Here is a 15,988-nt window from a genome sequence, read left to right on the forward strand (position 1 = left end):
CACCATTCTATCTCAACCCATGAACCATTTTAAAGATTTTATCATGATCTTCCTGAAAGGCATGTCTATGGGGGCAGCTGATATAGTCCCCGGCGTTTCCGGAGGATCTATTGCCTTGATCACTGGGATTTATGAAAAGCTTTTGGACAGTATCAAATCAATTGACAGAGAAGCATTAGGCTATTTGTTCAGGCTTGAGTTTAAATTACTTTGGGCCCATGTTAATGGTAATTTTTTACTTACGCTTTTGGTTGGAATTCTTACGAGCATTTTTACTCTTTCAACATTAATTACTTATCTCATGGAATTTCATCCCATTCCATTGTGGTCATTTTTCAGTGGATTAATCATTATTTCAGCAATCATTATCCTAAGGGATATTAAGAATTGGACTATTGGGGTGGTATTGGCCATTGTCATTGGAACAATAAGTGCTTTTTATATCACTGGCTTGCCACCTATAGGTTCTCCGGATGCATTGTGGTTTACATTTGTGGCCGGTGCAATTGCTATTTGTGCCATGATTTTACCAGGTATTTCAGGCAGTTTTTTGTTATTGATACTGGGTCAATATGAACGGATTCTGGCAGCTGTTTCCGATAAAAATATTCCGGTTTTAGGCTTGTTTGCGCTTGGCTGTATTGTTGGATTATTATCCTTCAGCCGATTGATTTCCTGGCTATTGAAAAAACACCATGCGCTCACCATTGGATTATTGTCCGGGTTTATGCTTGGATCTATCAATAAACTATGGCCCTGGAAAGAAGTGATCTCCTATCGCATGTCCTCTAAGGGAGTGCAAAAACCTTTTGTCACTGAAAACATTCTTCCCCAAAATTATCTTGAGGTAACAGGTCAGGAATCTTTATTTCTATTTGCCTTGCTTGCATTTTCATTTGGTGTAATTTTGGTACTCGGTATCGAAAGAACCGCTTACTACATCAACAGGAAATGAGAAAATTTGGATTGATAGGTTATCCTTTGGGCCATTCTTTTTCGAAGAAGTATTTTACTGCAAAATTCGAAACCGAGGGGATAAAGAACTGTCAATATGATCTCTATGAAATTGAGGATATCTCCCTTTTACCCGCAATCATCCGGCAAAATCCCGAACTTGAAGGTCTGAATGTGACCATCCCTTACAAGGAAAAAGTAATTCCCTATTTGGACAGTATTGATCCTGCCTGTGAAGAAATCGGCGCAGTGAATTGTATCCAAATCAAGGATGGCAAACTCATGGGTTACAATACCGACTATATAGGATTCAAAGAATCTTTAAATAATTGGTTGAAAGGTGAAAAGCCGTATGCATTGGTTTTGGGGACGGGCGGGGCTTCCAAAGCCGTGGTCAAAGCTCTGAAGGATTTGGGAATTTCTTACCTGATGGTTTCCCGAAATCCTGGTGAGGATCCAGGAATAATTTCTTATGAGGATCTTGCCAAAAGCAAATCTGTTTTGGACCGGAATCATCTGATCATCAATACCACCCCACTGGGCACTTTTCCCAAAACAGAAGAAATGCCTGCCATCAATCCTGAATATATTTCCAGCATGCACAAAGTGTACGACTTGGTCTATAATCCTGAAAAGACTTTTTTGATGCGCTCACTAGAAGCCCGTGGCGCAGTAGTGAAAAATGGATTGGAAATGCTCCAACTTCAGGCCGAAGCTGCTTGGAGAATCTGGAACTGATTTCTAATTTGTATAGCTATCTGATCCAAGAAAAATCATTTCTGGAAAGACCGCTTCTACAAATAATTTCACATTTAGTATTTACTATTCACAAATCCTCTTTGTTACCATCAAATTTGGTAAAATGACTATCGAGCTGGTTAAATATCAATTCCCGGCTTCTTCTGTCTCCGGCCTCCCGTCTTCCGTCATCGGTCTTTCAAAGGAAATCGGATAAATGGCATCATTGCGGTTAAAAATACCCCTTCATCATGTACTGGAAAAAACAAACACACGAACAACTTAAAGAATCCATATTCAAAGCATTGGAACAAAACCTTGATTATAGAGGTGATCATCCCATTTTAGGAGTTCCGGGAACTTATTTGGACACCATGGAATTTTACCCGGATGCACCCTTTCTCAAGGATGCGCCTTTTATGTCTGCCATGGTCAGAAACCCCAATCATATCGGAGTACATACCCTCAGCGACAAATCGGTTCTTGAGGTTTTCAAAGGAACCCAGCAGATTGAAAAAGACCTCATCAAATTGGTGGCTGAGGAGATTTTCAATGGAGACAGCAACCAACAGGATGGTTATGTCGCCACAGGTGGAACCGAAGCCAATATTCAGGCCATGTGGATTTACCGAAATTTCTTCCAAAAAGAATATGGTGCCAGAATCGGGGAAATTGGATTGGTATATTCCCAAGATTCCCATTACTCTATGCCCAAAGGGGCAAACCTCCTCAACCTGACCAATATCATTCTGGATGTCGATCCCGAAACCAGGGAAATCACTAAGGAGTCACTTGAAAGCAAAGTAAATTCCGCCTTAAAGGATGGCATCAAATACTTTATAGTAATTGCCAACCTGAGCACAACGATGTTTGGTTCGGTGGATGATATTGACATGTTGGGGGATTATTTCACCAATATCAATGCTCCATTCAAAATCCATGTAGATGCAGCTTATGGTGGATTTATTTACCCATTTACCAATCCGGTCAGCCGATTTACCTTCCAAAACCCCTATCTGAATTCCATCACAGCCGATGGTCATAAAATGCTTCAGACACCTTATGGAACCGGACTTTTCCTGATCAGAAAAGGCTATTTCGACTACGTCAAAACCGAAGAAGCACAATATATTCCCGGTAAGGATTATACGGTCAGCGGAAGTCGTTCCGGGGCAAATGCCATTTCGATGTGGATGATTTTGCAGATCCATGGTTCAGAAGGCTGGAAATATAGAATGGAAATGCTCTGCGACCAAACAGAAAGAATCTGCAAAAAACTGGAAAAGATGGGCGTGGAATATTTCCGAAATCCCTATCTCAATATCATCGCCATCAAGGCAAAGTATATGTCCAAGGAATTGGCCCATAAATACTATTTGGTCGCAGACAGCTATGAACAAGATGCCAAATGGTATAAAATCGTGGTGATGCCCCATGTCAAGCCCGGAACCATTGACAGGTTTTTGATGGAATTGGAGGGGGAAGTAAGGGGGAGGATGTGATTTGGAGGTGGGCTAAGAATCGAGTGGGTACTAGGCGTTGTTTACAGCTACGCCTATCTATTTCATTGAATTTGCAATTCGATCGCTTCGCCTCACACCATCCCCGCCACCATAAAACCCAAATAGGTCCCCAAGGCATTTCCCAAACTACCGACCAATACTCCCGGTATCAGGAGGTCCGGCCGGTTGAGGCTTTCGGCAGCGGCTAGGGCAGTGGTATTTCCGCCCACATTGGCCTGAGAAGCTACGGCAATCACATCCCAATCCATTTTAAATGCTGCCCCTAGACCGAAGATCACCATGCCATGAACCATGATGATAACAAAAACAAAAAGCATCAAGGTACCTGCAAGGCTGCCTATGCCAGATAGAGCAGTCAGATCACAAAGTGTTCCAATGACGGCCAGAAATATCAAAATAAAAAAGAACCCCAAAGTATGTTTTCCCTGCAAGCGCTTGACAAAATTGAATTGAGCCATAAGCAGGGCTATGGTAGTTAAAGTAATGATTTCCGGGACTTGGGGGAAATAGTAGGCTGTCAATTTGGAAATACCCATTCCCAGCAAACCCATACCCAAGATCAGGGAAAGCGAAAAAATGGAGATATTTTCCTGGCTTTTGACCTTAGCGGCAGATTTGGCAGAATCAAGTTTTTTTCTTGGAAAATACCGCTGCAGGTATTTGGGCAAAATCAGGGTGGCAATGATCCATGGTGTGCCTAGAAGATTGTCAACCACCGTAGTAGCTGCAAACAAAACCCCGCTTTCATTGACCTGGTAATGCAAAGCCACGGCATTGAAATTGATACTGCCTCCGATATATGTCCCGGTAAACATTCCCGCCACAGCATGTGCCAACGGACCGATTTCTGCGGCAGGATTTACCAAAAACCAGGCAACAAAAACCCCTACTAAGGTCCCTATTGTTCCCAAACCAAACATCAGTAGGATGGGAAGACCTGCATTTTTGAGGCTTTTGAGGTCTACCTCCAACAGCGCAATGAAAATTCCCAAAGGGGCGATATAGACAAATACGCCTGTATAAACCGGATGATCTGATGTAGCTGTAGGGATGATTCCCAAATTGGAAATAACCGCACAGATGAGAATGGCGAGAATCGGAGTCCCTATTGTTTTCCAACCCCGAAACCTGTTCAGCCAACTGGCAAAAAATACGGCCAAACAAAGCATGGCCGAAACATATACAGGATCCTGATTCCAGAGCATCCTGAAAAATAGGTAAAAAATTATCATTCTGATAGTCAAATCGATAAGATTTTCCTTTTCTTAAATAAACTTAATTTCTTTTGATAAAATGGTAATCTTATTTTAATATTTATATATTATTCCCAACTATCACACAGTAACATTTTAACCTATGCCAAGAGCTAAATCCGATAAAGACCGAAAAATTTTTGTGTTGGATACCTCAGTCATCCTTTATGCACATAATTCCATCATGAACTTCGCGGAACATGATGTAGTCATCCCGATTACGGTATTGGAAGAGCTCGATCAGTTTAAAAAGGGCAACGATACCAAGAATTTTGAAGCCAGGGAGTTTATCCGTTTGTTGGATAAATTGTCCAAGGACAACATGATTCACAACTGGACCCCCTTGAATGGAAAGACTAAAGGTTTTTTCAAGGTCTTGATGAATCCTGATAATTCCATTAATGCCAACCTGGTTTTCGGAGAAGAAAAAAATGACCATAAGATCCTGAATGCCGCCCTCCACCTACAGCAAAAAGAGAAAAATCGAAAGGTAATTCTAGTCAGTAAGGACATCAATCTGAGGCTCAAAGCCAAATCCCTGGAAATACATGCGGAGGATTACGAAACCGGAAAAATCAAAAACATCACTGAACTCGAAAACACCGGCAAGTATTATCTGGACGGCATTGATCAGCATGTCATCAACAATCTCTACGAAAACCATTCTGTAGAAGCTAAGCTGGTCTTGGGAACAAGAAAGAGAAAAGCCAATGCATTCTACATACTGAAAAGTGACAAAAATTCAGTTTTGGCCTATTTCAATTCGGAGGACAATACCATGGAAAGGGTGGACAAGGCTTTGGCTTACAATATCAAACCAAAAAACGCCGAACAGACTTTTGCCCTTCATGCCATTTTAAATCCACGGATCAAATTGGTTTCCATTCAGGGGGTGGCAGGTACAGGTAAAACTCTCTTGGCATTAGCAGGTGCTTTGGAGCAAAGAAGGGATTTTAAACAGGTTTTTCTGGCTAGGCCTATTGTTCCGCTCAGCAACAAGGACATAGGATATCTCCCTGGTGATATCAAATCCAAATTGAATCCCTATATGGAACCACTTTGGGATAATCTGAAATTCATTCAGAATCAGTTCAAAGAATCAGACAAGGAATATCAGAAGATCACCGAAATGATCAATCAGGAGAAATTGGTGATTCAGCCCCTAGCCTATATCAGAGGCCGGTCTCTTTCAAACATTTTCTTCATTGTGGATGAGGCGCAAAATCTTACTCCCCATGAAATCAAGACCATTATCAGCCGTGCCGGGGAAAATACCAAAATCATCTTTACAGGTGATATTTTCCAGATTGATACCCCCTACCTGGACAGCCAAAGCAATGGACTTTCCTATTTGATAGACAGGGTAAAAGACCACCCTTTGTATGCCCACATCAAACTTGAAAAAGGAGAAAGATCTGAATTGGCCAACTTAGCCAACGATTTACTCTAATTGCAACACTACTTTTTATAAGCCGATAAAATACTGCCTATTTTATCGGCTTTTTGATTTTTTAGGAATTTTGATGCAACCTCTTTTTGGAAATCTTGATCAGAAAAACTGTATCGATAAGCATAATCATCTGTACGTAAACGTACACTTCATCAGAATAAAATTAAACGCTACTTATTGATTTACAGCTATTTACAAAATTAGGATCGGATTTTGGCATATAGTTAATATCTGCAGCAATGCTCCTGTAGAGTAAGACAATTAAGTTCAACAAAAATTTATAAGAAAATGAAATCGATTATTTTAACTCAGAAAAATGTTTGTGCCTTTTTAGGATTATTAATGGCATTGACAATCTTGTGGTCTGCAAGTGCAGAGGCGAAGGTTGATACTACTATCAACGAGGAAATCTCAATGGTAAACGAAATGAGATTAGATTCAGTACAGGAAAGGGAAATCCAAATGGAAGAAATTGACTTATCCGAAATCAAAGAAGTTCCGACCATCACTTTAATCAATAAATATGGAGAAATCGTGGCGGAGTTTTATGGAGAAAAAGCAGAGATCGAGAAAAAATTCGAGGTTACATTGAAAAAGTGTCAGTTTGTGACCGCTTCAGGAAAGCACGAATTTTATCTTATATGACTTAGAGTTGCTTGTTTGGTTTTTTGAAAATAAAAAAAGGTGGGAATACCCACCTTTTTTTTTCTATAATTTGATTGATCAACTTTCAGTGATCGTATTCAATTTAGCCAGGAAGCTGTTGTAATACTGTCTTCCCACCTGTACCACCGAACCTGTTCTCAGGGTAATGTCCTTGGTATTGAAACTTTCAATTTGTCCCAATTGGACAATAAATGATTTTTGAACTCTCAGAAAAAGATGGGACGGGAGTTTTTCTTCCATATCCTTCATAGACTTTCTGATGGTGAAATTCCTGCTTTTGGTAAAGATCGTAACCATATTTCCATTGGCCTCTACATAATAGATTTCTTCATATGGAACTCTTTCATAAGCATTGTCCGCTTTGATGAATACAGCATCCACAACAAGATAAGGACTTTCATCCTTGGACCTTACGACTGCTGTTTCAGGTGCGGGTTTGGTTCTTTTGTTATAAAGAACAATTTCAACAATGGCATGAATATCATTGGTATTGAATGGCTTTACAATAAAACCTGCAGGGTTGATTCTTTTGGCTCTTTCGATGATTGTTGGATCACTGTAGGAGGTTACATAAACCAAAGGAGCATCTACCATTTGCTTGATAATTTCTCCCAGTTCAATGCCATCTTTATCGCCTTTAAGTTTGATATCCATAAAAACCAAATCAGGCCTGTATTTCTTGACCACCTTAATGGCCTGATTGGCTGAATTGGCAATATCAATATTGACATAACCTAAAAGTTCTAAAATTTCCTCAATGTTCTCTGCAATATTAACGTCATCTTCAACGATCAGGATCCTTTCCTCTTTCATAATGTTTTATGGGAAATAATACGTTATAATAAATGTTAAATAGATTTTTATATAAGTAAAAGAATTTATAAGCTCTATTTACAAATTTTAGTTTTCAGAATCAATATTTATTTCAAATTTCTGAATTTATCACAATTTTGGGAATTAAAGGCTCATCATATCCTTAAACCTAGCTGCTTGTCTTCTACTGACTTCTATTCTGTCGCCACCTTTCAGCGTCACTACAAGACCCCCGTTGAACCAAGGCTCAATGGCCTCAACCCAACTTAAATTAATAATATGTTTTCTGCTTGCTCTGAAAAATGATTTTTCATCCAATCTTTCATCCAACGCATTGAGTGATTTATGAATCATGGGTTTGTTGTTGTCAAAATACACTTTGATATAATTTCCATCTGATTCAAAAAGTCTTACGTTGGACAATTTCACAAACCAACAGCGGTCCCCATCTTTGACAAAAACCTGATCATCTAAAGTCAGCTTTTTGGAAGAGAACGAACCGTCATCCTCCGATCTGTCGGGACCTTCGTTGAGTTTCTTGAAAAGTCGCTCTATGGCTTCATTCAATCGCTTGGGCTCAATGGGTTTTAAGAGGTAATCAAGTGCATTGACCTGAAAAGCCTTCAGGGCATATTCATCGTAGGCTGTAGTGAATATCACATGCGGTACATTGTCCAACTCCTCCAATAAATCGAATCCTGTTTTCTCCGGCATCTGAATATCAAGAAAAACCACGTCGGGGGATAAAGCTTCAATTTTCTCTTTGGCATCATCCACATTATTGGCTTCGCCCACGATTTCCACCTGATCATATTGGGATAATAAATTGATTAGCTCTTTTCTCGCCAGTCTTTCATCATCAATTACTAGTGCTCTCATTTTAGTTGAATTTTTAACCTAATGTAAGGTTTTGTTTTGGAATTTTGATTTCTGTTACTACAAATTCATAATCTGCATTATAAATTTTGAAAGTGGCCCGATCTCCATAGATCAATTTCAACCTTTGAATGGTATTGTTGATCCCATGCCCTTCCCGCTCTTTCTTTTTGCTGAATGCCTGACTTTTTAACTGACCGCTGTTTTTGACCTGAATGATCAGATGATCAGTGATTCCTTCTTTGCATTTGATTTCGATAAGACCTCCTTTTACCCTGTTGGAGATTCCGTGTTTGATGGCATTTTCGACAATAGTCTGAAGCATCATCGGAGGTACCTTATAATCATAGGCGGCAGGTTCTATCTCATATTTGACCTGAAGCCGTTCTTCAAATCTGATAGATTCCAAATTTAAATAATCCTTGACAGTATTGATCTCATTTTCGAAATCTATTGTCCTTTTTTTATCCATCATCAATGAAAATCTCAAGATATTGGAAAGTTGGGTGATTGCCTGTTTGGCTTTTATGGGGTCTTCATCAACCAAGGCCCTTACGCTGTTCAAAGCATTGAAAATAAAATGTGGATTGAGCTGACTTTTGAGGTGATTCAACTGGATCTCATTGATTTTTGCCTGATACTTCAATGACTGATTGTAGTTGTCCAAAAAGTGAAAAAGAAAATACAACATTACCCATAAAGAATAAAACAGGAAACTCACGAATACATTTCCTGCTAAAACCACCAACCTGAAATCCTGCTCCGGGTCCAAAGTGTCAAAGGCCAGGTTAATCAAAATCTGGGCTGATGTATTCAATGCACTGAGTACAGTAACTGCAATGAGCGTATTGGGCAGCAACTGAACAAAACTTAAATTAAACCACCCATATTTTTTGATTACAAACCTCAGCGAATGGGTGGAAATAAGGTAAAAAGAGGCCAGTGAAAAAAAAGCCCCCAATTGAACCGGGGTAATCCCCCGATCAAGGGATACAAAAAACAAGTTGATCAAAGCAAAGCCCAACCAACCAAAAATCTGTAAAAACCAATATAGTCTCGTCTTGTTCATGCCAGCAGGCCAAATATAGACAAGCCATCATAAGGAATGGCTAAATTTTTAAAGAAGGGCGCAATACTGGATTTGGTAGGTAAAATGCTTTTGTCAATTCAATTCCTCTCTCAGAAATTTAGCTGTATAACTCTTGGGATGGTTTGCCACTACTTCCGGTTTTCCTTCTACTACTATCTGCCCACCCTTTTCGCCACCTTCAGGACCAAGATCTATGATATAATCTGCCACTTTGATTACATCAAGGTTATGCTCAATAATCAGTACGGTATTTCCCTTTTCCACCAGGCGGTTCAGCACCTCCAATAAATGCTCAATATCCTGGAAATGTAGCCCTGTAGTAGGTTCATCCAAAATATAAAAGGTTTTACCGGTGTCTTTTTTGGAAAGCTCAGTGGCTAATTTCACCCTTTGGGCTTCCCCTCCTGATAATGTTGTGGCATGTTGACCTAAAGTGATATATCCCAACCCCACATCATTCAGTGTCTTTATTCTCCTCAATATCTTGGGTTGATTTTCAAAGAAATTTACCGCCTGCTCGACTGTCATATCCAACACATCAGATATGGATTTTCCTTTGAACCTCACTTCCAAGGTCTCCCTGTTATATCTTTTTCCTTTACAGGTTTCGCATGGTATATGTACATCTGGGAGGAAATCCATTTCGATCAGTTTCATTCCCGCACCCTCGCAATCCTCGCACCTCCCCCCTTTGACATTGAAGCTAAATCTTCCCGGCTTGTATCCCCTGATTTTGGATTCGGGCAGCTCAGTAAACAGGGTTCTGATATCAGAAAACACTCCGGTATAGGTAGCAGGGTTGGATCTTGGGGTCCTGCCAATCGGGGATTGATCCACTTCTATCACTTTATCCAAATGTTCCAAGCCGTTGATTTTCTCATAGGCCAAAGGTTCCCTTTTGGAGTTGTAAAAATGTTGGTTCAATAAGGGGAATAAGGTATCATGAATCAAGGAACTTTTGCCACTTCCAGACACTCCGGTGACACATATCATTGTCCCTAAGGGTAATTTGAGATTGACACTTTTCAGGTTGTTTCCGCTGGCACCTTTCAGTTCCAAAAACTTGCCCGAGCCTTTTCTTCTTTTTTGGGGCACTTCAATTTTTAACTTTCCCGAAAGGTATTGGGCTGTGATACTTTTTTGCTTCAAAAATTCAGTGGGATTCCCCGCAGCGACTATTTGACCTCCATGTCTGCCTGCACCCGGCCCAATATCCACTACAAAATCCGCCTGAAGCATCATGTCCTTGTCATGCTCAACGACAATGACCGAATTTCCCAGATCCCTCAAATCCTGAAGGGCTTTAATCAATTTCACATTGTCCCTCTGATGAAGTCCTATGCTTGGTTCATCCAAAATATATAAAACACCCACCAATTGGGTTCCAATCTGAGTGGCCAGTCTGATCCTTTGGGCCTCTCCTCCTGAAAGTGTTCTCAGTGGTCTGTTCAGTGAAAGATAATCCAAACCGATATCCAGAAGAAATCCAATACGCTTTCTGATTTCTTTGAGTACTTCCTTCCCGATAATCTGTTGTCTTTCAGACATTCTTTCTTCCAGGCCTTCGAACCATTCCCCCAAACTGACAATGTCCATCATGGCCAATTCCCCGATGTGCTTTTCATCTATCTTGATATGCAGGGCTTCTTTTTTCAACCTGTAGCCATTACAATCCGGACAGGTTTTGGATGTAGTGAATTCATTGACCCAATCCTGAATTTTCTCCGTGCCACCTTCCTGTTGTTTCTGCAGAAAATTAACAATCCCTTCAAAGGTTGTATGCCATTTGGTGCCGGGATATTTGACCGAATCCACAGCTACTTCAACTTTATCGCCATAAAGCAAAATATCAATCAGCTCTTTTGGAAGTTTTTCTATTGGCGTAGAAATGCTGCATTTGTAATGTTTGACTATGGCTTCAACTTTTTTGAAAATCCAAACATCCCTATATTCCCCCAATGGGGCTATTCCGCCACGTGTGATACTCAGGCTTGGATCGGGAATGATGTTTTCAATCGTGATTTCATCGATAACGCCCAAACCATTACAAGTAGGACAGGCCCCATAAGGACTATTAAATGAAAATGTATTGGGCGCGGGTTCATCATAGGACAAACCGGTAGTCGGGTCCATCAGATATTTGGAAAAATGATGGATATTCCCCTCTTCATCACGGAGCATAATGATCCCTTTTCCATGTTGAAGGGCAGTTTTCAAGGATTGGGTAATCCTAAATCTATCCTCCTCGTCTGCCACAATCCTGTCCACTACAATTTCAATGTCATGGATTTTATACCTATCAACCTGCATCTTTGGCTGCACATCCATTACTACTCCGTCGATTCTTACTTTGGAAAATCCCATCTTTCGGATTTGCTCAAAAAGCTCTCTGTAGTGCCCCTTTCTGCCCTTGACAATCGGTGCCAGGATATAAAGTTTCTTTCCGCCAAAGTTTTCAAACAACTGCTCCACAATCTGATCTTCGGTCTGCCGGATCATTTTTTTGCCGGAAAGATAAGAATATGCTTCCCCTGCCCGGGCAAAGAGCAGTCTCATAAAGTCATATATTTCAGTCACAGTCCCAACTGTGGACCTTGGATTTTTAGAAGTTGTTTTTTGTTCTATGGAAATTACAGGAGACAGTCCATTGATTTTGTCCACATCAGGTCTCTCCATCCCTCCTAAAAATGACCTTGCATAGGCAGAAAAACTTTCCATATACCTTCTTTGGCCTTCGGCATAAATGGTATCAAAAGCCAAAGAACTCTTTCCGCTTCCGCTCAGGCCAGTGATGACAACCAGCTTATTTCTGGGGATATTGATATCAATATTTTTGAGATTATGTTCACGTGCACCGTATATCTCAATCAACTCTTCTTTTTTCTCAACAATCAGGTCGGACATGGAGGATTTTAGCATTTCATTTCAGCTTGCAAAAGTACAAATTTATGGCGGGTATTCCCATCTTCAGCCAAATGTTAGAACTCCTGCCAAGGGACAAAGTTTGGGATTATAAAAATTAATTGGATTCCTTTTTTTCTTTTCTTGCTTGCCTTTTTTCTTTATTAGTCATGCTTTTTTTATTCTCAGAATCTTTCTTCGGAGTTGCTGCTTCTTTTGAGTCCTTGGCTTTAGCTCTTTTTGCCAGTTCCTTTTTCCTCATTTCTTCGATATCATCTCCGGTAATTGTGGATTTAAGACCCGAGAAAATCAATTGCCACCAATAATTGAACATGGACTTATTCGGAATACGGATAAAATAAACATTTCCTTTTACAAGCTCTCCGTTGGTTTTTGGGTTATTGGATTTAATGATCACTTTATTGGCCAGAAAAGAGCCTACCTTTCTGATCAGATTTTGATCATGCTGAAAATCTCTATTCAAAAGCTCAATTTCGAGCCCGCGATACCTGATGATCAATTCACCGGAACCATCAAAATCATTGGCAAGAATATTAAAATCCAATCTATCTATTGTTCCTGATTTTAAACTGGCTTTAGCTTCAGGTTCAATCATGGTATTGAGTTTGCGTATATCCATTCTTCCCAAAGTCCCTTTTAAAGTAAACTTTCCTTCAGGGTCTTCAAGGTCATATTTAATCGTTGCATTTAAGGGTCCTTCCCCCATCAGTTTGGCTGCTGCTTCGATGGAAATTGTCCTGTTAGTTCCCCTTCTTTCTATGTAATTGGACACATTGGTAATATGGGCGTTCAGGTCAGAGAAAAATATGTGTCCCGTTCTTGGAGATTTATTGTCAGGTTTTTCTTCAATCTTGATGTAGGCGTTGTCTATCAAAAGGTGTTCGACGTGGAAAAATTGCTTTAGATTTTTAAAAATTTGATGGATCATTTGAGGTCTTTTCTGAAAATCTTCCGGAATTCTTTTATCCGTAAAGACTTCCAAATGGAAATTGTTGGCATAAATACTGTCGATTTCGACGACCCCATTTCTAAAATAATTGCCAAAATTGACTCCCCTCATTTGCAATTCAGCATTGTCTATCTGAAGCCAACCTTGCCTTTCCTTGAACAAAGAGGTATAAACAAACTTATCCAGTTTATTGAGAAGACCGAGATAACCAAAATTCATACTTTTTTGCCGGGTATCAAGTTCAATGTCTTTTACTTTAATGGATTGCCGGAATTTATCAAAATGAAACTCCGCTTCTTCAATGCTGCCATACGCCATACCGAGATGAAAAAGACTTTTGGGATCATTCAGGTCTTCTTTGGTAAGTTGGAATGTCTTTAGTTGAACGTTCATGTTGATCAATGACATTCTGATGGAATCATATAAGTTATTTTCAACTTCAAAAGAAAAGTTCTTCAACTCAAAATTTTCCACTTCTATCAGATCATAATCTTTGTTTTTCTTGGATTTTGGTTTTCGGGGCTCATTGAAAAGGGAATCTATGGGTGGCCCCGAGGAAATAATATGGATATTATCCAATAGGGCAGAGTCTATCGAAAGCGTGTTTTGGAATAAAAAGGGAAACCACTTAAATCCGGTCACATTGATCTGATCTGCTACAAGATTTACTTTTACTGTCTTATCATCCAATGAATCCGAAGGACTGACTTTAATGTTTTTGATTTTAAGAAATGTACCTGAGTAATTGTAATTCAATTTGATTTCCCCAAAACTAACTTCATGATTTCCAAAATCGCTGGTTCTGGTGATCATATTGGTAACTATCCTATCGGCATTATCATTCAAATACAGATTGATAAGATAAGGTATACCCCTCATAACCAAAACCACGAGAACAATTAAAACTGATAACCCTATCAAAAATTTTTTCATAGAAATGCAAGACCCTAAGAATCTTGTAGAAAAATAGAAAAATTCAACGACTTCAATTCAATCGATGGGTAATTTAATTAAATAATCTTTCCCTTTTTTCACGTTCAGCTTGGAGGACCGTAACCACGGATTATAAATTTTGAGTTCTTTGTAATTGGAATTATGTCTTATCGCCCATTGAGCAAGGTTTGGGATGTTTTGGTCTACCTTCAACTCTCTAAATAATGGCTGCTTATAAATAGCATCCTCCGAAAGATCAAAACCATAATTAACCGGATTTTCGAAGATCTCCTTGAAAGCCAGAATCCGGAACAAATACCTGCTGGTCTCCTCTACCAAATGTAAATTGTAATAATCACTTTGATTTTGCTCCTCTTTTCTTTTCCCTATTCCTGCAATGCCCATATTATAGCTTGCCGCCACCGAAGTCCAATTCCCAAATTTTCCAAAAGCAGCCTTCAAATATTTTGCAGCAGCAAGCGTTGACTTTTCCAAATGATACCTTTCGTCAACATCATTACTCACCTCGAGACCATAATCTTTTGCCGTCCCTGGCATAAACTGCCAAAAACCCCTGGCCCCTGCGGGAGAAACCACATTCAGTAATCCTGATTCTGCCATAGCGAGATATTTGAAATCCTCAGGAACACCCTGTTCTTTAAAGATTTTTTCTATCATTGGCAAAAACTTTCCCGCTCGCTTCATCAACAGGATCATATTGGACTGCCAATAGGCATTGACGTAAATCTCCTTTTCAAAACGCTCCATGACATCAGATTGGTGAAGTGGTACCGGCTCTCCTGCAAAACTGATTTCTTCGGGAAGAGCAAAAATCCGGACCTTAGGTTCCGGAATGGTAAAGGTCATCATCTGACCATCAGCAGCCTCAACGGTTACTTCTTCCCCAAAAACTGTAGAATGTATTCCCTGTTTATTTTGAATAATAACAACAAGAAAAAGAACGGCAATCAGTCCATATATGATAAATAGGTGATATCGTCTCAATTTTAATAATTTGGAGTAAGTAAATATTTGCTGTAAAATTCATCGATTACCCTCACCGCTTCGGTGGCATCATCCACGAGAAAGAATAAGTCCAAATCTTCTGAATTGATATAGTTGTATTTTTGTAAAAGGGTATTCTTAATCCATTCCAATAGACCGCCCCAAAATTCCTTCCCAACCAAAACAATTGGAAACCTTCCGATTTTGATCGTCTGTATCAAAGTAAATGCTTCAAATAATTCATCCAAAGTACCAAATCCGCCCGGCAGAACCACAAATCCCTGGGAATATTTGGTGAACATCACCTTTCGGACAAAGAAATAATCGAACATGATCATCTTGTCTGGATCGATATAAATATTTCCTTTTGATTCAAAAGGGAGTTTGATGCATAAGCCTACTGATTTCCCGTTTTCTGAACTCGCTCCTTTGTTGGCTGCCTCCATAATTCCTGGACCACCACCGGTAATCACTCCGTAACCATGCCTGACCAATTTGGCAGAAATCTCTTCCGCCATAAGATAATGTGGATGCTCAGCAGAGGTTCTGGCCGAACCAAAGACAGAAACACAGGGGCCAATCTTGCTCAATTTTTCAAAACCCTCAACAAATTCGGAGATTACTTTAAAAATCACCCATGAATCGGTACTCTTTATTTCATTCCAATCTCTTTCTTTAAAAGCTTTTCGGGTTTTTTCTTCCCGCTTTTCATCAAAATTATCAAATCTGCTGCTCATAATTATCCTTTTTAATCCACAACGAATGTTCTACCAATAATATCCTTTCCGTTGGCTAAATATAATATGGATATGCCAA

Annotated in this window: 13 protein-coding genes; 5 read left to right on the forward strand and 8 right to left on the reverse strand. The window is 39.7% G+C overall.

Translation table 11 applies throughout. The features are described 5' to 3' along the window. The first annotated feature begins 19 nt into the window (after positions 1-19). From B9A52_RS02950 to B9A52_RS02960, 3 genes are all read left to right on the forward strand, one after another. On the forward strand, positions 20-955 hold the full coding sequence (locus tag B9A52_RS02950) for a DUF368 domain-containing protein (protein WP_084118901.1): 936 nt from the start codon (positions 20-22) through the stop codon (positions 953-955). Continuing rightward, positions 952-1,692 carry a shikimate dehydrogenase family protein gene (locus B9A52_RS02955; RefSeq protein WP_084118902.1) on the forward strand — a complete coding sequence of 247 codons (741 nt, stop codon included), beginning with the start codon at positions 952-954 and terminating at the stop codon, positions 1,690-1,692. The genes B9A52_RS02950 and B9A52_RS02955 overlap by 4 nt, the downstream gene beginning before the upstream one ends. A 251-nt stretch (positions 1,693-1,943) precedes the next feature. Next, positions 1,944-3,194: a pyridoxal-dependent decarboxylase gene (locus tag B9A52_RS02960; protein ID WP_084118903.1), complete on the forward strand. Its 1,251-nt coding sequence runs from the start codon at positions 1,944-1,946 to the stop codon at positions 3,192-3,194. Positions 3,195-3,286: 92 nt separating this feature from the next. Here B9A52_RS02960 and B9A52_RS02965 read toward each other — a convergent pair whose 3' ends face one another. Next, the gene (locus B9A52_RS02965; protein WP_157370048.1) at positions 3,287-4,420 is read right to left on the reverse strand and encodes a DUF819 family protein; all 1,134 of its coding nucleotides are present in this window, start codon (positions 4,418-4,420) and stop codon (positions 3,287-3,289) included. Between the two features lie 151 nt (positions 4,421-4,571). Between B9A52_RS02965 and B9A52_RS02970 the strand changes: the two genes are divergently transcribed. Together B9A52_RS02970 and B9A52_RS02975 are read left to right on the forward strand one after the other, a co-directional pair. Then, the gene (locus B9A52_RS02970) at positions 4,572-5,918 is read left to right on the forward strand and encodes a PhoH family protein (RefSeq protein WP_084118905.1); all 1,347 of its coding nucleotides are present in this window, start codon (positions 4,572-4,574) and stop codon (positions 5,916-5,918) included. A gap of 288 nt (positions 5,919-6,206) precedes the next feature. Beyond that, complete coding sequence (locus B9A52_RS02975) at positions 6,207-6,563, forward strand: hypothetical protein (protein WP_084118906.1); 357 nt, start codon at positions 6,207-6,209, stop codon at positions 6,561-6,563. A 78-nt stretch (positions 6,564-6,641) separates the two neighbouring features. On the opposite strand, the gene B9A52_RS02980 is transcribed toward B9A52_RS02975, so the two are convergent. The 7 genes from B9A52_RS02980 to B9A52_RS03010 form a co-directional block, all read right to left on the reverse strand. Then, positions 6,642-7,397: a LytR/AlgR family response regulator transcription factor gene (locus B9A52_RS02980; RefSeq protein ID WP_084118907.1), complete on the reverse strand. Its 756-nt coding sequence runs from the start codon at positions 7,395-7,397 to the stop codon at positions 6,642-6,644. A 144-nt stretch (positions 7,398-7,541) separates the two neighbouring features. Next, entirely contained in the window at positions 7,542-8,276 is a 735-nt protein-coding gene (locus B9A52_RS02985) for a LytR/AlgR family response regulator transcription factor (RefSeq protein WP_084118908.1), read from the reverse strand. A gap of 13 nt (positions 8,277-8,289) precedes the next feature. Continuing rightward, entirely contained in the window at positions 8,290-9,342 is a 1,053-nt protein-coding gene (locus B9A52_RS02990) for a sensor histidine kinase (RefSeq protein WP_084118909.1), read from the reverse strand. Between the two features lie 93 nt (positions 9,343-9,435). After that, on the reverse strand, positions 9,436-12,282 hold the full coding sequence (uvrA, locus tag B9A52_RS02995; RefSeq protein ID WP_394334870.1) for an excinuclease ABC subunit UvrA: 2,847 nt from the start codon (positions 12,280-12,282) through the stop codon (positions 9,436-9,438). Between the two features lie 100 nt (positions 12,283-12,382). Continuing rightward, positions 12,383-14,167, reverse strand: a complete 1,785-nt coding sequence (locus tag B9A52_RS03000; RefSeq protein ID WP_084118911.1) for an RING finger protein — start codon at positions 14,165-14,167, stop codon at positions 12,383-12,385. A 57-nt stretch (positions 14,168-14,224) separates the two neighbouring features. Then, on the reverse strand, positions 14,225-15,172 hold the full coding sequence (locus tag B9A52_RS03005; RefSeq protein WP_084118912.1) for a lytic transglycosylase domain-containing protein: 948 nt from the start codon (positions 15,170-15,172) through the stop codon (positions 14,225-14,227). 2 nt (positions 15,173-15,174) lie between these two features. Continuing rightward, positions 15,175-15,909, reverse strand: a complete 735-nt coding sequence (locus B9A52_RS03010) for an LOG family protein (RefSeq protein ID WP_084118913.1) — start codon at positions 15,907-15,909, stop codon at positions 15,175-15,177. Positions 15,910-15,988 lie beyond the last annotated feature (79 nt).

Source organism: Aquiflexum balticum DSM 16537, assembly GCF_900176595.1.
In the GTDB taxonomy this organism is placed as follows: Bacteria; Bacteroidota; Bacteroidia; order Cytophagales; family Cyclobacteriaceae; genus Aquiflexum; species Aquiflexum balticum.